Origin of the sequence: Brevundimonas goettingensis (genome assembly GCF_017487405.1) — a bacterium.
GTDB classification, from domain to species: Bacteria; Pseudomonadota; Alphaproteobacteria; order Caulobacterales; family Caulobacteraceae; genus Brevundimonas; species Brevundimonas goettingensis.
The window spans coordinates 1,588,438-1,613,511 of the sequence record NZ_CP062222.1 but is presented as its reverse complement, the minus strand read 5'-3'; the positions used below and the strand labels follow the sequence as shown (position 1 = coordinate 1,613,511).

General features: G+C 67.0%; 27 protein-coding genes. 8 read left to right on the top strand and 19 right to left on the bottom strand.

What is annotated here, in order from left to right; genetic code table 11:
• Nucleotides 1–333 precede the first annotated feature (333 nt).
• Together IFJ75_RS08030 and IFJ75_RS08025 are read left to right on the top strand one after the other, a co-directional pair.
• The gene (locus IFJ75_RS08030; protein ID WP_207932063.1) at nt 334–2,421 is read left to right on the top strand and encodes a hybrid sensor histidine kinase/response regulator; all 2,088 of its coding nucleotides are present in this window, start codon (nt 334–336) and stop codon (nt 2,419–2,421) included.
• Between the two features lie 9 nt (nt 2,422–2,430).
• A complete protein-coding gene (locus IFJ75_RS08025; protein WP_207932062.1) occupies nt 2,431–3,150 on the top strand; it encodes a TorF family putative porin in 720 nt (239 codons plus the stop codon).
• Nucleotides 3,151–3,394: 244 nt separating this feature from the next.
• Here IFJ75_RS08025 and IFJ75_RS08020 read toward each other — a convergent pair whose 3' ends face one another.
• Together IFJ75_RS08020 and IFJ75_RS08015 are read right to left on the bottom strand one after the other, a co-directional pair.
• Nucleotides 3,395–3,583 carry a hypothetical protein gene (locus IFJ75_RS08020; RefSeq protein ID WP_207932061.1) on the bottom strand — a complete coding sequence of 63 codons (189 nt, stop codon included), beginning with the start codon at nt 3,581–3,583 and terminating at the stop codon, nt 3,395–3,397.
• 157 nt (nt 3,584–3,740) lie between these two features.
• Nucleotides 3,741–4,100 carry a VOC family protein gene (locus IFJ75_RS08015; protein WP_225897047.1) on the bottom strand — a complete coding sequence of 120 codons (360 nt, stop codon included), beginning with the start codon at nt 4,098–4,100 and terminating at the stop codon, nt 3,741–3,743.
• 65 nt (nt 4,101–4,165) lie between these two features.
• Here IFJ75_RS08015 and IFJ75_RS08010 point away from each other — a divergent pair, with 65 nt between their 5' ends.
• Nucleotides 4,166–4,486 (top strand): helix-turn-helix domain-containing protein, encoded by a 321-nt coding sequence (locus tag IFJ75_RS08010; RefSeq protein WP_207932060.1) that lies wholly within the window; start codon nt 4,166–4,168, stop codon nt 4,484–4,486.
• Nucleotides 4,487–4,490: 4 nt separating this feature from the next.
• Here IFJ75_RS08010 and IFJ75_RS08005 read toward each other — a convergent pair whose 3' ends face one another.
• Nucleotides 4,491–4,871, bottom strand: coding sequence for a VOC family protein (locus tag IFJ75_RS08005; protein ID WP_207932059.1), 381 nt, complete (start codon nt 4,869–4,871; stop codon nt 4,491–4,493).
• A gap of 702 nt (nt 4,872–5,573) precedes the next feature.
• On the opposite strand from IFJ75_RS08005, the gene IFJ75_RS08000 reads away from it, so the two are divergent.
• Nucleotides 5,574–5,990: a UrcA family protein gene (locus IFJ75_RS08000; RefSeq protein ID WP_207932058.1), complete on the top strand. Its 417-nt coding sequence runs from the start codon at nt 5,574–5,576 to the stop codon at nt 5,988–5,990.
• A 252-nt stretch (nt 5,991–6,242) separates the two neighbouring features.
• On the opposite strand, the gene IFJ75_RS07995 is transcribed toward IFJ75_RS08000, so the two are convergent.
• On the bottom strand, nt 6,243–6,557 hold the full coding sequence (locus tag IFJ75_RS07995) for a low affinity iron permease family protein (protein ID WP_207932057.1): 315 nt from the start codon (nt 6,555–6,557) through the stop codon (nt 6,243–6,245).
• 303 nt (nt 6,558–6,860) lie between these two features.
• Between IFJ75_RS07995 and IFJ75_RS07990 the strand changes: the two genes are divergently transcribed.
• Nucleotides 6,861–7,190, top strand: a complete 330-nt coding sequence (locus tag IFJ75_RS07990) for a hypothetical protein (RefSeq protein ID WP_207932056.1) — start codon at nt 6,861–6,863, stop codon at nt 7,188–7,190.
• Nucleotides 7,191–7,641: 451 nt separating this feature from the next.
• Here the strand turns inward: IFJ75_RS07990 and IFJ75_RS07985 are convergent, their stop codons facing one another.
• From IFJ75_RS07985 to IFJ75_RS07965, 5 genes are all read right to left on the bottom strand, one after another.
• On the bottom strand, nt 7,642–8,061 hold the full coding sequence (locus tag IFJ75_RS07985) for a helix-turn-helix domain-containing protein (protein WP_207932055.1): 420 nt from the start codon (nt 8,059–8,061) through the stop codon (nt 7,642–7,644).
• A gap of 7 nt (nt 8,062–8,068) precedes the next feature.
• Nucleotides 8,069–8,410 (bottom strand): hypothetical protein, encoded by a 342-nt coding sequence (locus IFJ75_RS07980; protein ID WP_207932054.1) that lies wholly within the window; start codon nt 8,408–8,410, stop codon nt 8,069–8,071.
• A gap of 60 nt (nt 8,411–8,470) precedes the next feature.
• On the bottom strand, nt 8,471–9,877 hold the full coding sequence (locus IFJ75_RS07975) for a tyrosine-type recombinase/integrase (protein ID WP_207932053.1): 1,407 nt from the start codon (nt 9,875–9,877) through the stop codon (nt 8,471–8,473).
• A 281-nt stretch (nt 9,878–10,158) separates the two neighbouring features.
• Nucleotides 10,159–10,371: a DUF2842 domain-containing protein gene (locus tag IFJ75_RS07970; protein WP_207932052.1), complete on the bottom strand. Its 213-nt coding sequence runs from the start codon at nt 10,369–10,371 to the stop codon at nt 10,159–10,161.
• Nucleotides 10,371–10,622 (bottom strand): transglycosylase, encoded by a 252-nt coding sequence (locus IFJ75_RS07965; protein ID WP_207932051.1) that lies wholly within the window; start codon nt 10,620–10,622, stop codon nt 10,371–10,373. Before IFJ75_RS07965 ends, IFJ75_RS07970 begins: the two co-directional genes overlap by 1 nt.
• 145 nt (nt 10,623–10,767) lie before the next feature.
• On the opposite strand from IFJ75_RS07965, the gene IFJ75_RS07960 reads away from it, so the two are divergent.
• Nucleotides 10,768–11,829 carry a COX15/CtaA family protein gene (locus tag IFJ75_RS07960; RefSeq protein WP_207932050.1) on the top strand — a complete coding sequence of 354 codons (1,062 nt, stop codon included), beginning with the start codon at nt 10,768–10,770 and terminating at the stop codon, nt 11,827–11,829.
• Here IFJ75_RS07960 and IFJ75_RS07955 read toward each other — a convergent pair.
• The 3 genes from IFJ75_RS07955 to IFJ75_RS07945 all read right to left on the bottom strand — a co-directional run bounded on the left by IFJ75_RS07955 (nt 11,826) and on the right by IFJ75_RS07945 (nt 15,288).
• A complete protein-coding gene (locus IFJ75_RS07955; protein ID WP_207932049.1) occupies nt 11,826–12,290 on the bottom strand; it encodes a low molecular weight protein-tyrosine-phosphatase in 465 nt (154 codons plus the stop codon). The genes IFJ75_RS07960 and IFJ75_RS07955 overlap by 4 nt on opposite strands.
• Nucleotides 12,291–12,434: 144 nt before the next feature.
• A complete protein-coding gene (gene mutL, locus IFJ75_RS07950) occupies nt 12,435–14,303 on the bottom strand; it encodes a DNA mismatch repair endonuclease MutL (RefSeq protein WP_207932048.1) in 1,869 nt (622 codons plus the stop codon).
• A gap of 94 nt (nt 14,304–14,397) precedes the next feature.
• Entirely contained in the window at nt 14,398–15,288 is an 891-nt protein-coding gene (locus IFJ75_RS07945; RefSeq protein WP_207932047.1) for a LysR family transcriptional regulator, read from the bottom strand.
• Between the two features lie 77 nt (nt 15,289–15,365).
• Between IFJ75_RS07945 and IFJ75_RS07940 the strand changes: the two genes are divergently transcribed.
• Complete coding sequence (locus IFJ75_RS07940) at nt 15,366–17,468, top strand: malate synthase G (RefSeq protein WP_225897046.1); 2,103 nt, start codon at nt 15,366–15,368, stop codon at nt 17,466–17,468.
• Nucleotides 17,469–17,498: 30 nt separating this feature from the next.
• Here the strand turns inward: IFJ75_RS07940 and IFJ75_RS07935 are convergent, their stop codons facing one another.
• The 4 genes from IFJ75_RS07935 to topA all read right to left on the bottom strand — a co-directional run bounded on the left by IFJ75_RS07935 (nt 17,499) and on the right by topA (nt 23,147).
• A complete protein-coding gene (locus IFJ75_RS07935; protein ID WP_207932046.1) occupies nt 17,499–17,714 on the bottom strand; it encodes a hypothetical protein in 216 nt (71 codons plus the stop codon).
• Between the two features lie 254 nt (nt 17,715–17,968).
• Nucleotides 17,969–19,051 (bottom strand): PA0069 family radical SAM protein, encoded by a 1,083-nt coding sequence (locus IFJ75_RS07930; RefSeq protein ID WP_207932045.1) that lies wholly within the window; start codon nt 19,049–19,051, stop codon nt 17,969–17,971.
• A gap of 116 nt (nt 19,052–19,167) precedes the next feature.
• The gene (locus tag IFJ75_RS07925; protein ID WP_207932044.1) at nt 19,168–20,319 is read right to left on the bottom strand and encodes an MFS transporter; all 1,152 of its coding nucleotides are present in this window, start codon (nt 20,317–20,319) and stop codon (nt 19,168–19,170) included.
• 164 nt (nt 20,320–20,483) lie between these two features.
• Entirely contained in the window at nt 20,484–23,147 is a 2,664-nt protein-coding gene (gene topA / locus IFJ75_RS07920) for a type I DNA topoisomerase (protein WP_207932043.1), read from the bottom strand.
• A 156-nt stretch (nt 23,148–23,303) separates the two neighbouring features.
• Here topA and IFJ75_RS07915 point away from each other — a divergent pair, with 156 nt between their 5' ends.
• Nucleotides 23,304–23,558, top strand: a complete 255-nt coding sequence (locus IFJ75_RS07915) for a hypothetical protein (RefSeq protein ID WP_207932042.1) — start codon at nt 23,304–23,306, stop codon at nt 23,556–23,558.
• A 17-nt stretch (nt 23,559–23,575) separates the two neighbouring features.
• Here IFJ75_RS07915 and IFJ75_RS07910 read toward each other — a convergent pair whose 3' ends face one another.
• From IFJ75_RS07910 to IFJ75_RS07900, 3 genes are read right to left on the bottom strand one after another with little or no spacing between them, the layout of a single operon-like run.
• Nucleotides 23,576–24,196, bottom strand: a complete 621-nt coding sequence (locus tag IFJ75_RS07910; RefSeq protein WP_207932041.1) for a dihydrofolate reductase family protein — start codon at nt 24,194–24,196, stop codon at nt 23,576–23,578.
• A 12-nt stretch (nt 24,197–24,208) separates the two neighbouring features.
• Nucleotides 24,209–24,616, bottom strand: a complete 408-nt coding sequence (locus IFJ75_RS07905) for a DoxX family protein (protein ID WP_207932040.1) — start codon at nt 24,614–24,616, stop codon at nt 24,209–24,211.
• Nucleotides 24,616–25,059 (bottom strand): VOC family protein, encoded by a 444-nt coding sequence (locus tag IFJ75_RS07900; RefSeq protein ID WP_207932039.1) that lies wholly within the window; start codon nt 25,057–25,059, stop codon nt 24,616–24,618. Before IFJ75_RS07900 ends, IFJ75_RS07905 begins: the two co-directional genes overlap by 1 nt.
• Nucleotides 25,060–25,074: the final 15 nt, after the last annotated feature.

The window sequence follows — 25,074 nt, the reverse complement described above, 5'->3', positions numbered from 1 at the left end:
ATCAGGGTAGCCTTTGCTCGACCAGGCCTCCTTCAGAGGCCCAGTTGGTCCAGCGTCCTGTTGAGTTGAGAAGCGGTCGCGCTGGAGGGGGCGATCATAGGCGGCCAGGGGAGGGAGTGGGGCGTGGGCGTGTGGGACATCAGGGACGGACGCCGGCACGGAGAGCTGACGATGAGGCGCTGCCTTGCGACGCTTGAAGCGGATCGCGCAGCACGATTGTTTCATGACGGGCAAATGCCTGCAGGCTTCGTCCCAAGCGGTATAACCAAGGTTAGTCCGTGGCTTAGGTGGCGGTTAAGCTTGTCGTGTTACGTCGGTCTCTGAAGAGGGGCCATGTCCGGCGCAAACGAGCTAACCCGCGCACGTCTTGTGCGATTGCTGATGATGGGCGCCATCGCCGTGGCGGCCGTTCTCCTCGCCGTGTTCGGGATGGTGGCCTATTCGGCCACGGTTCTCGACCGGATCGGGCTGGAGACACAGACCCGCCTGACGGAGCGGCGGATCGAAACCCGACTGAAGGGGCTGGACGCAGACGTCTTGTCGGCCACGGTGTGGAACGAAGCCTATGAGCGCACCTTGGCCGGCGACCAGGCCTGGATGCAGGCCAACTACGGCGACTACTACGCGGACTATATGCACCATCAGGTGACCCTCGCGTTCGATGGGCGGGGACGAGCCATCTATGCATCTCGTGACAGCGAAGCGGTCGCGCCCGGGGCGGAGAGAGCGTTGGCGCTCGCAGTCCAGCCCCTGGTCAACGCGGTTCGGAGTCAGGCGCCCAGAAAGGGTCCCCGCGAGCCCGGGGCCCGCTACGGCCTGGATTCCGTCGTGCACCGGACCGCCATCGTCCTTGTCGATCGCGAGCCTTATATGGTCGCCGTTTCGACGGTCGTGCCCGAGGATTCCGCGCACGCGCGCGCAGGGGCCCGGGATCCGGTCGTGATCAGCGGCCTGCCGGCGCGAGCTTTCATAGCGTCTCTCGGCCAGGACCTCATGCTGGAAGGGGTGCATCTGGCAGGAGCGGGTGCTCGAGGTCCGGGCGGGCAGATGGCGCTGCGCGATCCGGCGGATCGTGTGCTCGGGACGGTCGTCTGGACGCCCGCGAAGCCCAGTGCCGTCATGCTGTCCCGGGCGGCGCCGGCCTTGTCCGCCCTGATGGCGCTCGTGCTGATCGCTTCCGCGCTCGGCGTCGCCAGAGCACGGCAATTGATCCGTAAACTCGCACGCCATGAGGCGGCGCTGGCCCACAGCCTCGGGGAGGCCGAGGCGGCGAACGCGGCAAAATCCCAGTTTCTCGCCAATATGAGCCATGAGCTTCGCACGCCGTTGAATGGCGTCATCGCCATGAGCGAACTCCTGCACGCGTATCAGGGCGACGACCGCGGACGGCAAATGGCCCGCACCATCGTCAGTTCGGCCCAGGTTCTCCAGAGCGTCGTAAACGACATTCTCGACGTCGCCCGCATCGAGGCGGGACAGGTCCAGCTGGAGCTCGCCCCCTTCGACCTCTCCGAGACCCTGCGGGCCGTCGGAGACCTGCACGGCGCCGCGGCCGCGACCAAGGGTGTCGAACTGACGGTCGTCATCCACCCCTCCGCCGCAGGTCTGTATTCCGGAGACCGGACGCGGGTCACCCAGATCGTGTCCAACCTCGTCGGGAATGCGGTCAAATTCACCGAAGCCGGACATGTGACGCTGAGGGCCCGACGCAGGGCGTCGGGAAGTCTTTGTCTCAGCGTCAGTGACACCGGGATCGGCTTCGACCGGGCGACGGCGGCGCGCCTGTTTCAGCGTTTCGAGCAGGCGGACCTCTCCACAAGTCGGCGTTTCGGGGGCTCAGGGCTCGGATTGTCGATCTGCGATTCTCTCGCCACATTGATGGGCGGAACGGTCAAGGTCCGTTCGCAGCCCGGCCGAGGTTCGACTTTCCTTGTTCGCCTGCCGCTCGCCAGGATCGGCGACGCCGCCGAAATGCAAGCACCGAGCGCATCGGCCGAGCTCGCCCAGGAGCCGGCAGGCGCCCTGCGGGTGCTCTGCGCGGACGATCACGAGGTGAACCGCCAGGTTATCACGATGATCCTAGAGCCTTTGGGGGTCGATCTGACCCTGGCCGAGAATGGTGCGGAAGCCCTCGAGCTGTTCCGCAGCGAACATTTCGACATTGTTCTGATGGACGTGCAGATGCCCGAGATGGACGGGCTGACGGCGACGCGCGCGCTTCGCGCTCATGAAACAACCACCGGTCTGGGCCGGACGCCGGTGATCTCGCTTACGGCCAACGCCATGCCCGACGACGTCCGGCGCAGCCTCGAGGCCGGATCGGATCTCCATCTCGCCAAGCCGATCCGACCAGCCGCTCTGCTCGACGCCATCGTGCGGCTGACGGATCCCGCAGGCGTTTCCGATGACGTCGCCGCCTGAAAGATCGCCATGCTGAAACCGCTGTCCGCTAGCCTTTTCCTTCTTGGCGCGACCCCGGTCCTCGCCGGAAGCCCGCCGTCTTCGCCCGAAGGAACGGCGACGCCAACAGTCGCCACGGCGTGGCGCGTCGAGGGGACGGCGGGCGTTGTCAGCGACTATCGGTTCAGAGGTTATTCGCTCTCTGGCGGCGAGCCGGCGGTCCAGGCGGGCCTCACCCTGACCCATGTGTCGGGCTTCTATGTGGACGTCTACAGCTCCTCGATTGAGGACTACGGTGTGGATTCCGACGGCAATGGAGCCGAAGTCGAACTGACCGGGTCGCTCGGGTGGCGTGGCCAGGCCTCTGGAATTGACGTCGAGGCCTCGGTCGCGGCCTACCGTTATCCTGGCGGAGAAGCGGTCGACTATGTTGAAATCCCTGTTCAGGCTGGACGGAGTTTCCTGGCCTTCACGGTTACGGCGGGACTGGCCTATGCCCCGGCCCAGAGGGCCCTGGGCGACGCGGACAATCTCTACGAATGGATCGCGGTCGATTACGCGCCCGGGGGCTGGCCCGTCAGCCTCAGCGGACGGGTGGGCCGTGAACGCGGGGCTTTCGCCGAAGACGGGAAGTGGGACTGGGAGGCAGGCCTGAGCAAGGATCTCGGCGTGGCGACCATGGGGCTGTCGTGGACGGACAGCGATCGCACCCAGGGCGCCTGGGTAGCTTCGCTCTTCCTCAGCTTCTGACCCCTGACACTACTGGAGCTGGTCGAGACGCCGCGTCCAGCGCTCCGATCGCTCGATAGGGGCGACGGTCTTTGGGACGCGCGAGCGGTCATCAGCAAGGTCTCGTCGGGACTTCCGCAGCTTGTCATCGGACGAGGGCATGGCCTCTGAGACAGTTCTGAAAAGACCTGGGACAGGCCTTTCGACCGGATATGGATTATCTCGTTCGCGGGCTCATAGGTCTGAGCGCCAGCTTGGAGCGCCATTAGTCCGGTTTGCTCGCGTGGCCGAAACCTTCGCGGGCAGCTGTTTCCAGGACGCGGGCCCGATCCTCGAATTCCTCGGCCAGCTTGCGAAGTTCGGACTTGATGGCGGGATCGGATGACAGCGCCGCGGCCCTGCGGCACTTTTCGGCTTTGGCTCGGGATGAGGCGGGGGTCAGACGTTGGCGCATAGGTGATCTATAAGGGAAATTACCTATCTCGCCACACGGTGAATTGGAAAATGCTCATGGATTTCAATGAATGTACGCTGCGGCCCGCCTCTTCTCGACTATCGGAGACGCCGCTGTCGCTGACCCTCGAAATCCTTGGCCCGGCGCCGACGGCGGCTCATCGGCTGGACAGGAAGAATGTGTTCCCGTCCGGGTCCTGAAAATAGACGTGCGGAAAGGGCTTCGAGACGGGTGGGCCCAGGAACTTCACGCCCTTCGCTCTAAGGCGGTCGTACTCGTGATGGACATTCTCACATCCGAACGATCCGTTGAAAAAGGTGCCGACCCTGTCTTCCTGACCGGTCGGCGTGAAGAGCAGCAGCCCGGTCTGTGCGCCCGGGATGGTCAGTTCGATCCAGCGCCTGTCTTCGACCGGACGATCGGTTGCGATGATGAAGCCCATGACCTCCGTCCAGAAGGACAGCGCGAGATCCTGATCACGGGTCGGGATGCCGACGTAGTTGAGTTTTCGGATCACGATTGATCGGCTCGACGCTGACGGCCGAATCTGCCGGCCAGATTTGCTGTGCTAGAGGCTTTGGCATGAGCAACAAGCGATATGCCCTGGATCGATATGTCCTCGATACGCTCATGCGCGACCTCGTGGGCCATGATCGCAAGGCGTCCGCTTTTCTCGTCTACCTCGCCTTGTGGGCCGCGTCGGAAGACGGGGTTCCTCGGCTCAGCCATGCGCAACTCGCCGAGAGAACCGGGCTCTCCAAACGGAGCGCCCAGGAAGCTGTGCGGCACCTCCTTGCCAGGAACCTCCTGCAGGCGACCCGACCCGGTCCCACCGAGGTGACGCGCTACGAAGTCCTGAGTCCTTGGAAGGGACATCTCGTGAACCGCTCGAACGAAGGGTGAAGGCTCAGCGGGGCTGCCACAACTCGATTTTCGTCCCGTCGGGATCCTGGATCCATACAAACCTTCCGAAAGCGTCGTCATCATTCCGGTCGAGGATCGGCACGTCCGCTGAGCGGAGCCGTTCGACCATGGCGTCCATATCGTCGACGGTGAGGTTGATCATGAACTCGCGCGTCGACGGGGCCATGTGGTCGCTCGTCTCGGGCACGGCCATCCAGGAGACGGCCGGAGGATGGCTGGCCTCGGTGTAGCGCAGCACCGCGCCTCCCCATGCGGCAACATCGACGCCCAAGGCTTCGCGGTACCAGTCCGCGAGCGCCGCCGGGTCCTTGCTCTTAACGAACACGCCGCCAATGCCCGTCACATGACCAGGAGCCTCAGCCATGACGGGCGCCTGACATGCGAGCGCGACAAGGAACACGGCCGCCCCAAGCTTGCAAAATGACATGATACATCCCGAACGATCCGGTTGAGACTGTGAGCGCCGTGGGCCAAGTGATAGAGGGGCCAAAACGGATCGGCCATAAGTGCAACGAATGCTATAGCAGCAACCTGCGCGTCGTCTGTCGTGGCAGGCGATGTCCGCCCGTCAGGCGTAGCCTTCGACCACCTTGCACACCGTCAGGCCGCACAGGATGGGCCAGTCCGATCCGCTGCGCCGAGAGACCACGACTGAGGATCAGGGCCGGGAGTATATCAACTCGGGGCGATCTCGCCCGGCGGGGAACGCACCGCACGGGATTGGAGAGCACGGACGAAGACCGGTGGAAAGGCACGGCTTGGCCGGCAGCCGAGCGCCCTGAGGAGCGGCTTACGGAAATGTAATTCCTCGGCGCGCATCCGCGGCGCGGTCCCGGCTCCTCATTAAGGCAGACGCACCCGTTGGAGGCGTTTGAATGTCGTCACGCTTCCCAAACGCACCGCGTCCGCGGCTCGACGCTCCTGTCGCATGTGAGCGAGCACTCGGGCCGCCCGTATGACCCCCCTCTGACGGCTGACGATCACTGACGACCGGCTGGGTCAAACCCGAAAGTCACGGGTCGTCCGCCGGCGGACCCCTCAAAAATTTCAGAAACGGAGATCCACGATGCGACCTGTCGCCATCGCTTGCGGGCTGCTGCTTGCCGCCTGCTCCACGACCGCTCTCGCCCGTACCGCTGCCGAGCCTCAGGCCCGGTTTCGCTATGGCGACCTGAACCTGCGTGAAGCCGGCGATCGTCAGATCCTGGTGGCCCGCGTCGATCACGCCGCGGCCGACTTTTGCCGCAGACACAGCGCTGTCGTCACCCCCTACCATCGGCGCAATGACCCGCGCTATTGCGTGGCCAGTATTCGGGTCCAGTTGATGTGGGCCATGCCGATCCCGGTGCGCCAGGCCTATGACAGCGGCTGGGAACGTCGGCCTGTCGGGCGCTTTGCGACGCCAGGCGCTCACCGTCCGTCGCCGGGTCCGACGGCGGTCCCTTCGATGATCAACGGCGACAACGGCGATGCTCCAGAGTGAGGAAGGCATTCCCGGTGGGGGAACGGCTCGGCGCGTGCGGTGTTGAGGCCCCCATGGCTTTGGGCGAGCGAAGAGGATCATTCATGAGGAACGACCGGGCCCTGATGGTCGGTTTGGGTTTTGCGGCATTCGTGGCGCTGGTAGCGGTCATGATCGGAAACATCCTCTTCGTAGCGGCCTGAGAGGATGCGACTCGGGGGGCGCGCTTCCCACATTCATCGACAGGCCCAGGCCTGACCTTTCGGACCGCGATCAGGAGGTTCGCTTGATCTCCTCGATGTCGTCCGCGGTCTCCTCGTCCAGGCCCGCCATCTCATTGCGCGCCCCTTCCGTGGCCAGGATCAGTTCATCGAGCTTGGCCTGAAGCGCCGCGGTGTCGCGGTTCTGGCCCCTCTGGATGATGAGGGTCATGGCGATCGCCACCAGCGTCGCCACGGCGTGGAGGTCGAAGCTGTCGGGTTCGATGCGCCGCCAGACGAGCGCCGCAATCAGCAACACGACCAGGCTGGCCGGATGGCCCAGGGCGTTGACGGCGGTGGTCATGAGGTGGTGCAGGCGATCACGCATCCCCACCCAGCGATTTGAGGACGAGCGGGTTGCGCCGTTGCGACGCTTCGACGCGAGCCTGCCGGAAATGGAAAGCCCGCCACCCTGGAAGAGGTGGCGGGCTGGAATGCGGAGCGCACGGAGCGCTCGACGCATCGACCGGGAAGGGTGAGGGGCGGGAGCGGCCCTTCCGGTCGCCAGCCCACCCAACGGCGATATCCCTTGCGAGGTTCCACCCCGGCCCTTGACGGCATTAAACCGGGATCCAGGATCACCGCCGCCGGCGAGCCTGGAGGCCTCGCTGCGCGATCAACGGAGGACCTTATGGAGAAGATCGTCGTTGAACCCCCGGATGCGGGATGGGCCGTGCGCACCGACGCCATCGCCAGCACGATGGTGTTCCGAAGCGGAAGCGCGGCCGAGGAGGCGGCGCGGGGCCTGGCGATCAGACTGGCCAGGGCGGGCGAACCCGTCAAACTGCATCTGAAGCTGCGCAACAGCGCGGCCGAGGCGCGGTTCGTTCGTCTGCCGCCGCTCGAGCCTGGTGCGACGCCGAACCTCGTCACCATCCCGGACGTCCGCACTCCGGAACACGAAGGCGTTCAGGCGACGAGACGGGCGCAGTCTGGGCGGTCGCGGGCGTCGGTCGAATAAAGGTCCGCGCAGCTCGGCGTCGAGCGGAGGGCCGGCAGCGGGTCCGGCGGAAGAGCGTTGCGGCGGCCCAAGGCCTTCGATCGACCCGCCCGACAAGACGGTCGAAGCGGGCTTGGGGACGGCTGCGTTCGAAGCGGTCGAATACGGGCGTGACGGCGCTCGAGAGATTTCACCGACCCAGGCATGGGAGCGCAGCTGGTGATTCCGCCACGGCGTCTGACGAACGGGTGACGCCGGTGCTTGGCCTGAAGGGCCCCAGGGGGAAAAGGGCCTCAGACCCGGCCATTCGCCGCGCGCGCTGGGTCTGATCCTTCACCGAGCCGACATGCCACGGCGTCCAGCACCCCGAGAGCGGCCGCCACGTCCTCCTCGGAAACGCCGGCGAAGACGCGCTGACGCACGGCGGCGGCATGAAGCTTTGGCGTGTCGGACTGGAAAGACGTGGGTGGTGTCACGCTGCGGATTGAACGTCTGGCCCGCTGGACGGATCGTCGGCGGCGACCTGTTGGGCCACCTCAGGATAGAGCTCGAGGATCTTGATCAGCAGCGCCGTCGGTCCATCGAAGACCTCGTCCCGCTTCTGCTCCCAGTTCTGCAGCGTTCGCACTTCAAGGCCTACGGAGTTGGCGAACTGTTCCTGGCTGAGGTTGAGGCCCTTGCGTGTCCGCGCCAGCTTGCGGCCACTGGCGGGCAACGGCCGTTTCGCACCCACCCCCAGGTTTCGCAGCTCCTGGATCAACGGGGCGCCGTCGTATCGTGGAATCTCCAGATGCGCCGAGCGGCCCGTCAGGAGCCGCTCGGCGACAGCGCGCGCGACGCTGGCCTTGACGCCGCGTCGCACAAGGGCGCGCGCGAACGGCACCGTCTGCATGAAGGCGTCAAGGGGACGAAGGATGACCCTTGCGCTGGAATCGCTGTTGACCGGAGCGACGGCCTCGGTTCGCACCCGTGGTCCGAGTTGCGCCGCCAACGATGATTTCATCGACATCGATCGTCTCCATGACCACCTGGATCAACCAGCGGAGTTTCGTGACGCCGAGGCTGTTCGGACCTGTTCCGTGCAGGTGTAGCCCGTGCAGACGCAGCGTGGGACCTGACCTGAGGACCTCCGCCATCACCCAGACCGGCCCGTCCGGAGTGTCGATCCTGGCCGTTACGACCGGATCGAAGACGGCGTCGTCGTCCAGGGTGATGAGAATGTCCCCGGGGGTCCAGCTCACGGCAAAGACTCTACGCTAATAGCGTATGGTTGGCACGATCGGGGGCATGGCTCCGATGGGTCACAGCGCCAGCTCCGGCTGGATCGGGTCGCCCGGAGGAGGCAGGGCTTTCACACCTTGTGTCTCCAGGGCGGAGACCGGTTTGACCGTGGCCAGGATCGTGCGTTCAAGGATCTCGATCGCTTCACGCTTTTCCTCGAGATAGTCGTGCTGGACGTAGACCGACATGGTGATCGAAGATCCGCCGCCGAGCTCATTGGCGTGGTTGAGCAGCTTCGACAGGATGAAGGGGCTGACGCGGGCTTTTGCGAGCCGTGTCGCGCCACTGCGACGCAGATCGTGGACGGTGATGTCGGGAACATCGATCGCCGCCCGGATGTCGCGCATGGCGTGGCTGATCGCTGAAGGGTGAATGGCGCCGGGAACCTCGCCCCGGCCGACGAAGACGAACGGGGAGGGCTTCTCGCCGTCGGCAAGCCTGGGCCGAAGCGCGAGGGCTTCGCGGATCAGCAGGATCGAAAACTCACCGAGCGGGACGACGGTCGTACGGCCGGCCTTGGTGCGGGCCGCCGGAATCGTCCAGGTCCGTTCCTCGAAATCCAGTTCCGCGACGCGCATTTCGGCGATCTCCGCCCGCCGTTGGAGCAGGAGCGCCGCCAACTGGATCGCGATCCGAATCGGGCGGCCGACCATGAGAGGCTCGTCGCGGCCTTTCGGAAGCGGGCGGCGAAAGCCGGAGGTGTCCTCAAGCGCGCGCCACAGCGCCCGCAGCTCCATATCGTTCAGGACCCGGGTGCGCGGTGTTTCCTCGGCGAGATCGTCGAGCTGTTGGGCGGGGTTCTTGAGAACCCGGTCCTCGGTGATTCCCCACGCGAAGATCTGACTGATCAGGCTGCGGGCGCGGTTGGAGGTCACACCCTTGCCCTCCTGGAGGATGTCCCGAAGCCTTTGACGGACGACAGCCTTCGTCACCGCCTCGATGCGCAGGGAGGCGATGGGCCCCAGATGCTTCTTGTAGAGGTTTCTCTCGGACAGGATGGTGGGCGCCCGCTTTCGCTTCTTGCTGGGCCGGTACTCGCCGCTTTCGGTCGCCTGGAAATAGCCCTCTGCCATGTCGGCGAAGGTTCGAAGGGGTTCGTCCCTCGCTTCAGCCTTCACGATCTGGGCCTCTGTCGCGGGATCCTTGCCGTCGTCGACGTCGCTTAGAATTCGTCTCGCCTTCGCCCGGGCGCCGGCGACGGTCAGCGCAGACTTGTCCCCGAAAGCCTGATCGGGGGGGACGTAGTGACCCAGCCGCATGCGCGGCTGGCTCCCGTCGGGGCGACGATACCTGAAGCCCCAGACTTTTGAATGGCCGGAGATGCGGAGGTACAACCCCTTCAAATCGGCATCCCAGAGTTCCAGCCGGTCTCCGGCGGTTGGCCTCAGCGCGGCGACGCTGCGGTCTGTCAACTTGGTCGCGGCCATCTGGTCCTCGTCCTCGGCCCCGGAAATTTGGGGCACATATGGGGAGCAAAATGCAGGAACTCAGAGAATAGCCGCGAACTGTCGGAGTTTCAAAAAATAAAAGGAAAACAGCAGTTTAGAACAGATTTGAACCGTCCTGAACTGTGGTGAAAAAGGGGCGAGAGGCCGCTGGGGGTCAAGGGGTCGCAGGTTCGAATCCTGTCGCTCCGACCATCTTCTTCATGAAGACGGTTGGTTGAAGGGGTCGCTTTCGGGCGGCCCCTTTGCAATTCCGCTATCGGTTATTTCGGCTTCTTCTCGGCCCAGCTCAGCAGGGGCAGCAGGGGGAAGCCCCAGGCGATGCCGGCGATGCCGTAGTAGAGCAGCCGCACGATCTGGTTGTCGGGCAGATGGGAGCCGATCGAGATCACAGCCCAGACGTAGAAGATCAGGAAGCCGACGACGCCCAGCGCCGCGACGGCCCGCCGGGCGCGAGGACCGAGCTTGGGGCCCATCAGCGCTTGTTCCGGAACAGGTAGTAGGCCACCAGGCTGAACACCGCCCCGCCCAGCGCCCAGATCACCCACTGCCAGCTGTCCATCGTGGTGTTTGCGAACACCCGGATCGGCAGAAACCAGCCGCACACGGCGCCGACTCCGGCGACCAGCAGGGCGGCGAAATAGCCGCGCTTGCCGCTCAGCAGGTCGGCGATCCAGGCCACGGCCAGAACACCCAGGGCGGCGATGACGATGTCGGCGTATTGCAAGCCCTTGTTCCTCCAACCGTGTTCGACTTTCGCGCCGCGCCGGGCTGCGAAATCGTCTTTGATCTTGTCGCCCCGGGCGGGCATACCGCCACGGTCCGGGGTCCTTCCCGACCCCTAGCATAGCCGTCAGGACATCGGGCGTCGAATGAACCGTTTCGCGTACCGCGACCAGAGCCGTTCGGTCGCCATCTGGCTGTTCCTCTGCGCCGCCATGGTCTTCGCCATGGTGGTGATCGGGGGCGTCACCCGCCTGACCGGCTCCGGCCTGTCGATCACCGAGTGGAAGCCGATCATGGGCGCCATCCCGCCGATGTCCGACGCCGCCTGGGCCGACGCCTTCCAGAAGTACAAGGCCATCCCCCAGTACGCCCAGATCAACGCGGGCATGAGTCTGTCGGAGTTTCAGGGCATCTTCTGGTGGGAGTGGCTGCACCGGCTGGTCGGGCGGCTGGTCGGTGTGGTGTTCTTCCTGCCCTTCGTCGTCTTCGTGGTGATCAAACGCATCCCGCGTCGACTGATCTGGCGCTGCCTGGTCCTGCTGGCCATGGGCGGGCTTCAGGGGCTGATCGGCTGGTGGATGGTGACGAGCGGCCTGTCGGTCCGCGTCGACGTCGCGCCCGAGCGGCTGACCATCCATCTGGGCCTCGCCCTCCTGATCTTCATGGGCCTGATCTGGACGGGGCTGGAGGCCTGGGCCGGGCAGGAGCATTCGCGCTCGCCCGAGGGCTGGAGCCGGGGCGCCACTGCCCTTCTGGTCGCGGTCTTCGTCCAGTGCCTGCTGGGCGGCCTCGTCGCCGGGGCCAAGGCGGGCTTCGTCTATACCGACTGGCCGCTGATGAACGGTGGGTTCTTCCCGCCTGTCGAATGGGGGAAAGGCGCCATCGCCTTCCTGCACGATCAGGCCCTGGTCCAGTTCAATCACCGCATCTGGGCCTACGCCCTGCTGATCGGCGGCACGGCCTATGCTGTCCAGGCCTGGCGCTGGCGGCTGGCCGAGGGGCTGGGCTTCTCGGCCTTCCTTGTCGCGGGCGCCCTGTGGCTGCAGGCCCTGCTGGGGATCGTCACCCTGATCAACGCCGTACCCTTGTGGCTGGGTGGGTTGCACCAGGCGGGCGCCGCCGTCGTCCTGCTGCTGGCGACCGCCAACCTCTGGCTGGTCCGCCGCTCGCAGCCCCGGCTGTTCATGTCAGGGCCCAGAAGGCGCTAGGAAGTCGGCGCCAGTTCCTTCGCCAGCCCCGCGGCCCCTGCGCTGACCTCCCGCCAGGTCGTCTCGAACCCGGCGTCATCGCCATAGTAGGGGTCGGCCACCGACTGTCCCTGCCGCCCGGCATGGTCCAGCAGCAGGCTCAGCGCCGCCGTCCCGTCCTTCGGCCGCAGCCGCTTCAGGTTGGCCAGATTGTCAGCATCCAGCGCCACGATATGTGTGAAGTGGCGGAAGTCCTCCGCCTTCACCTGCCGCCCCCGATAGCCCGAGATATCCACCCCGTGCCGCCGCGCTGTCGCCTGAGCCCTCCGGTCCGGCGGATCGCCGACGTGCCAGCCGCCGGTCCCCGCCGACTCGATCTCGATGTCGAGCCCCAGTCGACCCGCCTCGGCCTTCATCGCCGCCTCGGCCAGCGGCGAGCGACAGATGTTGCCGAGGCACACGAAGAGGATGGATGGCTTCATGACTCTCTTCTCCGCTCATCCCGACGAAGTCGGGATCCAGATTCACACGCCGTCTGTGCCGCAAGGGCTCGAGCAGTGCGAACCTCCTGAGGCCTGATCTGCAATCTGGATCCCGGCTTTCGCGGGGATGAGCGGTGTTTGAGATCACCGCCGCCCGAACAGCTTCTCGAGGTCGCCCAGCTTCAGCTCGACATAGGTCGGGCGACCGTGGTTGCACTGTCCGGAGTGGGGGGTGGCCTCCATCTGGCGGAGCAGGGCGTTCATCTCGGGCGCCGACAGCACGCGGCCGGCGCGGACCGAGCCGTGGCAGGCCATGGTGCCGCAGACCTCGCCCAGACGTTCGCTCAAGGCCAGCGCCGCCCCGTGTTCGGACAGGTCGTCGGCGATATCGCGGATCAGGCCTTGAACGTCCGTGTCGCCCAGCAGGGCCGGAGTCTCGCGCACCAGCACCGCCCCGGCGCCGAAGGCCTCGACGATCAGGCCCAGCTCGGCCAGTTCGTCCGCCTTGGCCACGACCCGGTCGGCTTCGGACGGATCCAGCTCGACGACCTCGGGCGTCAGCAGGGCCTGCCGCGTCACCGACCCGGCCGCCATCTGCACCTTCATCTTCTCATAGACGAGCCGCTCGTGGGCCGCGTGCTGGTCCACCACCACGATGCCGTCGCGCGTCTGGGCGACGATATAGGTGCCGTGCACCTGGGCCCGGGCGGCGCCCAGCGGATGGTCGACGTAGTCGGGCGCCGCGCCCGATCCGCCTTGGCTGGGCCATGAGGCAAAGCTGGGCGACACCTGCTCGACCCGCGCCGATTGTTCGTTCAGTCCCGGCAGGACGCCGGTCACGGGGCGCACGGGCGGCGCCTCCCAGCCCTGCCACCCACTGAAGCTCGTCGCCGAGGGCGTGGACGGGCTCCATGCAGGATAGTTCGGGCTCGGCGCACCTGTATGGGCCGTGAAACCCGCCAGCGCATCCGCCGCCACCGTCGTCGAGGCCCGGTGTCCGGCGGCGGCCAGCGCATGCCTCAGTCCGCCGACAATGAGCCCGCGCACCAGTGCCGGATCGCGGAACCGCACCTCCGCCTTGGCCGGATGGACGTTGACGTCGACATACAGCGGATCGACCTCGAGGAAGAGCACCGCCGCCGGGTGGCGGTCGCGGGCGAGGAAGTCGGCATAGGCGCCGCGCAGCGCCCCCTGCAGGAGCCGGTCGCGCACCGGGCGGCCGTTGACGAACAGATACTGATGCGCCGCATTGCCCCGCGAATAGGTTGGCAGGCCCGCATAGCCGCTGAGGCGCACGCCATCCCGCTCCTGATCGATCAGCAGGGCGTTGGCCTCGAAATCGCGGCCGAGCAGGGCGGCCAGTCGCTTCAGCCGACCCTCGTCGCCCGGATGTTCGGCGGGCAGGCGCAGGACCGTCTTGCCGTCGAGGTCCAGGGTGAAGGCGACGCTCTCATGCGCCATGGCCTGACGCTTGATCTCGTCAGAGATGGCCATGGCCTCGGCCCGCTCGGACTTCATGAACTTCAGCCGTGCCGGGGTGGCGTAGAACAGGTCGCGCACCTCGACCCGCGCCCCGTGCGGCCCGGGGAAGCCGGCGGGCGCGACCGCCTTCTGATCCCCGCCCTCGACATGGATCATATGGGCGTCGCCGCCCTCTTTCGGACGGCTGGTGATGGTCAGCCGTGCCACCGAGCCGATCGAGGGCAGGGCCTCGCCGCGGAAGCCCAGGGTGTTGATCCGCAGCAGGTCGACGTCGCCCGCGTCATCGGGCTCCAGCTTGGAGGTGGCGTGCCGCTCGACCGCCAGGGCCAGTTGGTCAGCCGCCATCCCGTGCCCGTCGTCGGCGATCAGGATGCGCGCCAGTCCGCCGCCGTCCGCCTGGACCTCGACCCGCCGCGCGCCCGCATCAAGGGCGTTTTCGACCAGCTCCTTGATGGCGCTGGCCGGCCGCTCGACCACCTCGCCGGCGGCGATGCGGTTGACGGTCTCGGGCGGAAGGCGGCGGATGGGCATGAAGCGTCAGTTCTGGCGGGAAGAGGGGCCTCTCGTCCAGATAGGAACGGCGGCCCGGATCACCAGAATATCGGCCGATTCTGCGTCTGCGTGGTTAGTCGTCTTCCCACGGCGCGGGGCTGTAGAGCCCGGCGATGAAGTCGGTCAGGGCGGCGACGGCGGCCGAGGGTTCGCCACGCGGCCGCACCGCATGGATGCCGACGTCGGCGGCCCCCTCGACCTCGGGCAGGACGCGGACCAGCTGCCCCGAGGCCAGTTCCTCCGACACGTCCCACAGCGAGCGCAGGGCGACGCCCAGCCCCGAAAGAGCGAGCTCGCGCACCACCTCGCTGGAGTTGGTGCGGACATGGCTGACGCCGCTCACCTCGACTTGTCGCTTGCCGGTCGTCAGCCGCCAGGGCAGCTGGCCCTCGGCCGCCACCAGCCGATGGTTCGCCAGATCGGTCAGGCTCGCGGGCGCGCCGTGCATCTCCAGATAGGCCGGCGCGGCGCACAGGATGCGACGGCTGGTCGCCAGTCGGCGCGCGTCCAGTCCGGGCGCGACGCCCGACGAAATCCGGATCGCCAGATCGATCTTCTCGGCGATCAGGTCGGAGAAGCCGTCGGACAGGTCGAGCGTCAGCTGGATCCCCGGATGCCGGTCCAGAAACGGCTTCAGATGCGGCGCCAGATGCATCCGCCCGAAGGACGTCGGCGCCGACAGCCGCACCGGTCCCGACAGGCCATCGCCCGGTCCGCGCAGCCGCGCCTCGGCCGCCTCGACCGCCGCCAGGATACCGAGCACATCCCGATGGAAGCCCTCGCCCTGTTCGGTCAGGGCCAGCCGCCGCGTGGTCCGATGGATCAGCCGCGCGCCCAGCCGCGCCTCCAGCCGCGCCATTCGCTTGGACGCCATGGCGGGCGAGATGCCCATGTCGCGCGCCGCCGCCGACAGGCTTCCGGCGGCGACCACTCGGGCGAACAGGGCGTAGTCAGGGTCCAGCATATCTGTTCTTCTGAGGAATGACTGTCTTTCGTTTTATATCTCTACCGCGCATACCCAGCCCGGTCTATCCTTCGGCCATGGAACAGATGATCGACAAGGCCGGCCTCAAGGTCGCCCAATCCCTGACCGCCTTCATCGACGGTGAGGCCCTGCCCGGGACCGGCCTCGACGCCGCCGCCTTCTGGACCGGCGTCGCCGACGTCTTCGCCCGTTTCGCGCCCGAGAACGCGGCCCTGCTGGCGAAGCGCGACGATCTGCAGGCGAAGATCGACGCCTGGCATCTGGCCCAACCGGGCCAGCCCGACCCGGCCGCCTATGAGGCCTTCCTGCGCGAGATCGGCTATCTGGTCGCCGAACCCGCCCCCTTCGCCATTCAGCCGACGAAGGTCGACGCCGAGGTCGCGGCCCTGGCCGGCGCCCAGCTGGTCGTGCCGATCCTCAACGCCCGCTTCCTGCTGAACGCCGCCAACGCGCGCTGGGGCAGCCTGTACGACGCCCTCTACGGCACGGACGCGATCCCGGGCGCGGCGGCGAGCAAGGGCTATGACCCCGAACGCGGCGCGCAGGTCATCGCCTGGGCCAAGGCCTTCCTCGACGAGGCCGTGCCTCTGGCGAGCGGGAGCTGGACTGACTTCACGGGCGGCGACCCGGCGCTGGCCGACGCGGCCCAGTTCGTCGGCCGCGCCGGTGACAATCTGCTGTTCCGCCACAACGGCCTGCATATCGAGGTGGTCGTCGACCGCGCCCATCCGATCGGGGCGAGCGATCCGGCGGGCATCGCCGACGTGGTTCTCGAAGCCGCCCTGTCCACGATCGCCGACCTCGAGGACTCCGTCGCCGCCGTCGACGCCGAGGACAAGGTCGCGGCCTATGCCAACTGGCTGGGCCTGATGAAGGGCGATCTTCAGGCCGGATTCGACAAGGGTGGACGGTCGATGGTCCGTACACTGAATACCGACCGGACCTATACCGCGCCGAACGGTTCGGAGCTGGTCCTGCCGGGCCGCAGCCTGATGTTCGTGCGCAATGTCGGGCACCTGATGACCACCCCCGCCGTGCGTCTGGCGAACGGCGCAGAGGCGCCCGAGGGCATCCTCGACGCCATCGTCACCAGCCTGATCGCGATCCACGACCTGAAAGGGGAGGGGCGGTTCCGCAACAGCCGCGCCGGCTCGATCTATATCGTCAAACCCAAGATGCACGGGCCGGAGGAGGCCGGCTTCACCAACCGGCTGTTCGACGCCGTCGAGGACCTGCTGGGTCTGGAGCGGCACACGATCAAGGTCGGGGTCATGGACGAGGAGCGCCGAACCTCGGCCAATCTCGCGGCCTGCATCCACGCCGTGAAGGACCGGATCGTCTTCATCAACACCGGCTTCCTCGACCGCACCGGCGACGAGATGCACACCTCGATGCGGGCCGGCGCCATGGTTCGCAAGGCCGAGATGAAGGCCTCGGACTGGATCGCGGCCTATGAGGATCGCAACGTCCAGATCGGCTTGGCCTGCGGCCTGTCGGGCAAGGCCCAGATCGGCAAGGGCATGTGGGCGGCGCCCGACCGGATGGCCGACATGCTGGAGCAGAAGATCGGTCACCCGCGCTCGGGCGCCAACACCGCCTGGGTGCCGTCGCCGACGGCCGCCGTGCTGCACGCCACCCATTATCACCGCGTCGACGTCTTCGCGCGGCAGGCCGAGCGCGAGGCCGAGCCGATCGCGGCCCTGTCGCGCCTGCTGACCATCCCGCTGGCGGCCGGACATAACTGGTCGCCGGATGAGGTCCGGGCCGAGCTGGACAACAACGCCCAGGGCATCCTCGGCTATGTCGTGCGCTGGATCGATCAGGGCGTCGGCTGCTCCAAGGTGCCCGACATCCACGACATCGGCCTGATGGAGGACCGCGCGACCCTGCGCATCTCGTCCCAGCACATGGCCAACTGGCGGCTGCACGGGGTCTGTACGGACGAAGAGATCGACGCCGCCTTCGCCCGGATGGCCGTCAAGGTCGATGCCCAGAACGCCGACGACCCCCTGTATCAGCCGCTGTCCGGCGGCGAGGCTGATAGTCTGGCGTATCAGGCCGCCCGCGCCCTCGTCTTCGAAGGGGTGGAACAGCCGAGCGGCTATACCGAGCCCCTGCTGCACCTGTTCCGCCGTCGGGCGAAGGGGGAGGCGGTCTGAGCCGCTCCCCTCTGACCTGGCTCTTTTGACCTAGCCGGGGGAGCCCGGCTTGGAGGTCCCCGGCACGGCCTCCTGCAGGGGCGCGACCCCGTCGCCTCGCACCGGATCGGGCGCCTTGGTTTCCTGATGCCCCAGGGCGAGGACATAGGCCGCCACGGCGAGGATGGCGATCAGGCCCAGAATGACCGCGAAGGCCTTGCGGGCGCGGCCCGGGTTTTTGATGGCGGGTGGCTTTTCGTGTTCCATGGCTACCAAAGTCGCTCCAGCCCAATGGGTTGCCGCCTCGGCTTCGGCGTCTCGCTCTCTTCAGGCGCTCTATCCCATTTCACCGCTCATCCCGGCGAATGCCGGGATCCAGATCCAGACGCCCTGTTTGCTGCGGCGGCCCGAACAGCATGAGACTCTTGGGGCCCCATGTGAATCTGGATCCCGGCGGTCGCCGGGATGAGCGGTAGGAGATATCCACCCTCGACCTTCGACGCTTGGCGGACCCTCGACCCTCAAAACAACTCCAGCTGCGCCCGGGCATCCGCCGGCACGCGGAATTTCGTCACATCCAGCACATGCCGCTCCTGATCGAGGCCATAGCGTTTGATGGCCGCCTTGAACCGGGTGGAGATCAGCTGGGCGACGGGGCCGGACCCCTTCATCCGCTGGGCCCAGTCGGCGTCATAGTCCTTGCCGCCGCGCGTCTGGCGGATCAGGGACATGACCCGGGCGGCGCGGTCGGGCCGCACGTCGGCCAGCCATTCGCGGAACAGGTCCTTGATCTCCAGCGGCAGGCGCAGGGTGACGTACATCGCCGTCTGGGCTCCGGCTTTCGCCGCCGCTTCCAGCACCGCCTCCATCTCGTGGTCGTTGAGGCCGGGGATCACGGGTGCGAAGCCGACGCCGACGGGCACGCCCGCATCGGCAAGCGCCTTGACCGCATCCAGCCGTCGCTGCGGCGTCGAGGCCCGAGGCTCCATCGCCCGCGCCAGCCCCCGGTCCAGGGTGGTGATCGAGACGAAGGCCGTCGCCAGTCCCTCGCGTCCCATGGGGCCGAGGATGTCGATGTCGCGGGTGATCAGGTTCGACTTGGTGATGATCGAGAACGGCTGGTTGAACCGCTGCATGACCTCAAGGATCCCCCGCGTCGATTTCAGCTCCCGCTCGACCGGCTGATAGGGGTCGGTGTTGCCGCCTATGTGGATACGTTTGCAGACGTATTTCCGGGCTGAGAGCTCCTGTTCCAGGAGACGCGCTCCCTCGGGCTTGAAGAAGATCCGGCTCTCGAAATCCAGGCCCGGGGATAGGCCCATCCAGGCATGGGACGGGCGGGCATAACAGTAGATGCATCCATGTTCGCAGCCTTTGTACGGGTTGATGGAGCGGTCGAAACCGACGTCCGGGGAGGTGTTCTTGGCGATAATGGTGCGGGCGTGCTCGGGCGTGAGCGTGGTCCGCAAGGGCTCGGGGGCCTCGTCTTCCGGCGTCCAGCCGTCGTCGAAGGCTTCATGGGCGACCGGTTCGTACCGGCCGGAGGCGTTGGTGCGGGCGCCGCGTCCTTTCGTCTGCAGAGGCTTCGTCGCCGGGATGGACATGAGGGGACGATAACAGCAGAACAGAACAAAGCAAGAACATTGAGAACGTGGAACGTCCGGAACAAGCGTCTTATCGCCCGCTGATGCGTCGAATTCGGTCGTAATGCCGGGCTGGGCTAGAGCTTGAGCAGCTGGCTGCTCGTCGCCACCAGTGCGAGCAGCCCAGCCACAACCCCGAAAGCCAGCGGCAGGCTGGAGGCGTGGGCGATCCAGCCGATGCCGGCGGGCCCGGCGAGGATGCCCGCATAGCCGACCGTAGTCACCGCCGGCACGGCGAGATGTTCCGGCATGTCGGTCTGGCGGCCGATGGCGCTGAACAGGACGGGTACGAGGTTGGAACAGCCCGCGCCAAGCAGGGCGTATCCCACGAGCGCCGCCGGCCAGGCGGGGACCAGCACCGCCACCGCCATTCCCGTCGCCGCCAGCAGACCGCCGAACAGCAGCACCCGCGCGCGGCCCAGCCGCTCGACGATCCGGTCGCCAATCAGCCGGCCCGCCGTCATCGTCAGGCTGAAGGCCGCGAAGCCGAGGCCGGCCATGGCAGGCTCAACCCCGCGCTCGGCCGTCAGGAAGACGGCGCTCCAGTCCAGGGCCGCGCCCTCGGCGAGGAAGACCACGAAGCAGAGCGCCGCGATGAAGACGACGACGCCGTGCGGCAAGGCGAAGGCGGGCCCGTCACCCTTCGCCGCATAGGGCAGGAGCCCGGGCCGCGCCCACAGCAGCAGGCCCGCCGTCAGCACGACCACGATCCCGGCCACCCCCAACGGCGCGACGCCCAAGGTCAGCAGCGCCGCCGATCCGCCCGCGCCCGCGAGCCCGCCCAGGCTGTAGAAGCCGTGAAAGCCGGACATCAGCGTCTTCCCGCTGGCCCTTTCGACGATCACGGCCTGGATGTTGGCCACGCAGTCCATCGAGCCGATACCCGCCCCGAACACGAACAGGGCGACGGCCAGGCCCGGCACGCTGGCGGAGGTCGCCAGCACCGGCAGCATCAGGACGGCGGCGACGGTCGCGACGGTGATCACCGTCCTGCACCCGGCCTTGCGCGCCCAGGCGCCCGACAGCGGCATGGCCAGGATCGACCCCAGTCCGAGGCAGAGCAGCAGCAGGCCCAGCGCGCCTTCATCCAGTCCGGCGCGCGCCTTCACGTACGGCACCAGCGGCGCCCAGGCGGAGAGGATCACGCCCGGAATGAACAGGGCGAGCCGCGTCGCGCCCTGTTCGCGCAGGCCGGGGATTTTCTGATCGGCTTCGATGATCGTACTCACGCTAATCACCGCTCATCCCGGCGAATGCCGGGATCCAGGTCCAGACGCCGTGTCCGCCGCAAGGATGCCGGCGGTGCGAAACTTCAAACACTCGATGTGAATCTGGATCCCGGCATTCGCCGGGATGAGCGGTGGAAGAGAGCGAGTCTCTTCCACCGTCCGGATCAATCCTCGGCGGCGGCCTTTTTGGCGGCCGGCTTCTTCGCCGGAGCCTTCTTGGCGGCGGGCTTCTTCGCGGTGGCCTTCTTGGTCGCCGGCTTCTTCTCGCCTGCCGCCTTGGGGGCGGCCTTCTTCGCCGGCGCCTTCTTGCCCTTGGACGGGGCGGCGGCGGCGCGGGCGGCCAGAAGCGGCAGGGCGACTTCCAGCGTCAGATCCTCGGGCGCCGTGCCCTTGGGCAGGGTGGCGTTGATCTTGCCCGACTTCACATAGGGGCCGAAGCGGCCGGCCATGACGTGGATCGGCTCGCCCGTCTCCGGGTGGGCGCCCAGGTCCTTGAGCGGGGCCACGGCCGCGCCGCGACCGGCGAACTTGCCCGCCCGCTTCTCGGCCAGCAGGACCACGGCGCGGTTCAGCCCGATCTCGAACACCTCGTCGATATCCGCGACATTGGCGTAGGTCCCGGCGTGCAGGACGAAGGGCCCATAGCGCCCGAGACCCGCGGTGATCGGCTTGCCATCCTCGGGGTGCATCCCTACCTCGCGCGGCAGGGCCAGCAGGCGCAGGGCCTGGTCCAGCGTCAGCGACGCTGGGCTCCAGCCCTTGGGCAGGGACGAGCGTTTCGGCTTGTCCGCCTCGGGCGGAGTGGTTTCCACATAGGGGCCGAAGCGGCCGATCTTCAGATGGACCGGCTGGTTGGTCTCCGGGTCCAGACCCAGTTCGCGATCGCCGCCGTCCGCCGCCGCTTCCGAATCCGGAGAGGCCACGGGCCGGGTGTATTTGCAGTCCGGATAGCGCGAACAGCCGACGAAGGCGCCGAAGCGGCTGGTCTTCAGGCTGAGCTGGCCGACGCCGCAGGTCGGGCAGGCGCGCGGGTCCGAGCCGTCCTCCTTCTGCGGGAAGATGTGCGGCCCGAGCGACTCGTTCAGGGCGTCCAGGATGGCCGTGGTGCGCAGCTCTCCCGCCGCCGCCGTGGCGACATGGAAGTCGGACCAGAACTCGCGCAGCAGCACCTTCCAGTTCAAATCGCCGGCCGAGACCTCGTCGAGGCGCGTCTCCAGCGCCGCGGTGAAGTCGTACTCGACCCATTTGCGGAAGAACTGCTCCAGGAAGGCCGTGACAAGCCGTCCCTTGTCCTCGGGATAGAAGCGGTTCTTGTCGGTGCGGACGTATTCGCGGTCGCGCAGGGTGGTCAGGATGGAGGCATAGGTCGAGGGACGGCCGATGCCGAGCTCTTCCAGCTTCTTGACCAGAGTGGCTTCCGAGAAGCGCGGCGGCGGCTCGGTGAAATGCTGCTCGGTGCGGATCGCCTCGACCTTGGCCTTGGCGCCTTCCTTCAGCGTCGGCAGGCGGGTCGAATCGTCGTCCTCGTCCGTCTCGGCGCCCTTCTGCTTCTCGTCGCGGCCCTCTTCATAGACGGCAAGGAAGCCGTCGAAGGTGACCACCTGGCCGGTGGCGCGCAGGGCCGTCTGGCCGTCAGAAGTCTCGACGTCGACCGTGGTCCGGTCCAGACGCGCGGCCTCCATCTGCGACGCGACCATCCGCTTCCAGATCAGCTCATAGAGCCGCTGCAGGTCGCCATCGAGACGCAGGCTGTCGGGGTGGCGCGCGATGTTGGTCGGGCGGATGGCCTCGTGCGCCTCCTGGGCGTTCTTGGCCTTGGTCTTGTAGTAGCGCGGCTCGGCCGGGACGAAGGCGGGGCCGAACTGGCCGGCGATGACCTCGCGCGCCTGGGCGATGCCCTCGGGCGTCGTCTGGACGCCGTCGGTCCGCATATAGGTGATCAGGCCGCCCGTCTCGTCTACGCCCTCGTACAGCTTCTGCGCCGCCTGCATGGTGCGCTGGGCGTTGAAGCCGAGCTTGCGCGATGCCTCCTGCTGCAGGGTCGAGGTGGTGAAGGGCGGGGAGGGGAAGCGGCGGACCGGCTTCTTCTCGATGGACTTGATGGTGAAGTCGCCGGCGTTGATCGCATCGCGGGCGGCGAAGGCGACAGCTTCCGAGGGGATGTCCAGACGTTGGATCCGCTTGCCGGCGTGCTTGACCAGACGGGTCGTGAAGGGCGGGCTGTCGGCGGCCAGATCGGCCTCGACCGACCAGTATTCCTGGGCCTTGAACCGCTCGATCTCCATCTCGCGGTCGACGACGATACGCAGGGCGACCGACTGCACCCGGCCCGCCGAACGGGCGCCGGGCAGCTTGCGCCACAGCACCGGCGACAGGGTGAAGCCGACCAGATAGTCCAGGGCTCGGCGGGCGAGATAGGCCTCGACCAGCTCCATGTCGATCTGGCGCGGCGCGGCCATGGCCTCGAGAACCGCGGTCTTGGTGATGGCGTTGAAGGTCACGCGCTCGACGTGGGTGTCCTTGAGCGCCTTCTTCTTGTTCAGAACCTCGAGCACGTGCCAGCTGATCGCTTCGCCTTCGCGATCCGGGTCGGTCGCGAGGATGACGCGGTCGGCGCGTTTGGCGGCCTCGGCGATTTCGGACATGCGCTTGGAGCCGCGGGCGTCGACCTCCCATTCCATGGCGAAGTCATCGTCCGGCTTGACCGACCCGTCCTTGGACGGAAGGTCACGGATATGGCCGTAGGAGGCGAGGACCTCGTAACCGGAGCCGAGGTATTTGTTGATGGTCTTGGCCTTGGCCGGGCTCTCGACGATGACGAGGTTCATTACAGCGCAGTCTGTTGGGGAGGGCGCGAACGTGGTTGGCGCCGGGCGGCGTGTCAATCAGCAGAGGTTGATCCAACACAACTTCCCGGAAAGGTTGCAACCTTACTTAAAGTTGTGCTCTTGTTCCTCATTAACCGCGATTCACAGGATCCCCCCATGTCGCGCGACGCCTCTCCGGTCCAGCAGCCCGACCCCAAACCCCGCTCGGAACCGCCGGCGACGGGGCGCGAGAAGGATTATCCGGTGCGCGAATATATCGGCGGGATGTGCATGGAACTGGCCCAGATGGCGCGATGGGACGGCGACGAGCGTCTGGCCGTTCTGCTGGAAGCTGCGGCGGCCCGCGCCCACGAGCCGAGGCCCGACCGTCCCGAGATTGAGACGGTCGAGCGGTTGGCGCGCCGGGCCTAGGGGCCGGGGGCGGCCGGTCACCCCTCGCCGACCGTCCCCGTCTTCACCTCGCCCGCGCGGCGATAGAGGGTGGAGATCACGCCCGAGCTGGTGGTCTCGCTCTTCTCCAGCACGAAGCCGCCCGGCTTCGACAGACCGTCGAACCAGCGCTTGCCCCCGCCGAGCACCAGCGGAAAGACCATCAAGCGCAGCTCGTCGATCAGATCGTGGGCCAGAAGAGCGTGCAGCAGGACGCTGGACCCCTGGGTCAGCAGGTCCGGCCCGTCGCCCTGTTTCAGTTCCGCTACGCGAGCGGGCACATCGCCGGTCAGGCCGACCGAGTTGACCCATTCCAGCGTATCCGGCGAGGAGGTGGCGACATATTTGGTCACCCGGTTGAACAGGGGCCCGATCGGATGCTCCTGATGCACCGGCCAGTAGCCCGCGAAGATGTCATAGGTCTTGCGGCCCAGCAGCAGGTCGAAGGGCTCCGTCTCGGTCTTGCCGAACACCCCCATGAAGGGGTCGGCGTCCTCGGTCCAGAAGGGGGCGGTCCAGCCGCCGAAGGCGAAGCCGCCGTCCGGGTCTTCGCCGGGCCCGCCCGGGGCCTGCATGACCCCGTCCAGGCTGACGAAGGCGGCGCCGATCAGTTTTCTCATCGGGATGGCTCCTCAGAGCGCCGTGGCGGCGCGGCGGAAGGGGAAGAGGGCGCGCAGGGCCGGGTCACGCAGCCACAGACCGCCCCACATGATCAGGCCGAGGTACAGGCTGAACAGCTGGTGGCTGAACAGGGGCGCATCGACGCGGACCTGGGTCGCCATCGCCCCACCCAGCAGCCCCATCATGACCACTGCGCCGAAGACGCTGGTGCGCGGATAGATGTAGAGAAGCACGCAGGTCAGCTCGATCATGCCGATCGGCAGGACCCAGGCGCGCGACCAGCCGACCTGCTCCAGGGTGTCCCCGGCGACGGCCATGCCCGTGAGCTTGGGCAGGACCGAGGCGCCGAGCATGAACAGGACGAACAGGGCGCTGAGCACGCGCCCCGTCCAGACCATGGGGGAGGCCTTCAGCGCCATCAGCCCGCGCCGCCCGGCTTCCAGTCTTCCGACGGATTGGTGTTGATCATCCACGGAATCCCGAACTTGTCGGTGAAGGAGCCATAGCCGGGCGACCAGAAGGTCTCGCTGAAGGCCATGCCGACCTTGCCCCCGGCTGACAGGCCATCGAAGACCCGCTTGGATTCCGCTGCGTCATCCGAATGGAAGGTGACGTCGAAGCCGTTCTTGGGCTTGTCGATATTGGGCGCGAACTCGGGCGGCATGTCCGCGCCCATCAGGGCCTGGCCGTCGATCTCCAGCCAGCCGTGCATCAGCCAGTCCTTGTATTTGGGATCGATCGGCATGTCGGGCGGTCCGTCGCCGAATGAGAAGGCCTTGATCTCGCCGCCCAGGACCGACTGATAGAATTCGAAGGCCTGGCGGCATTCGCCCTGGAAGCTCAGGCTGGTGACCAGTTTCATGACGCGTTTCCTCTT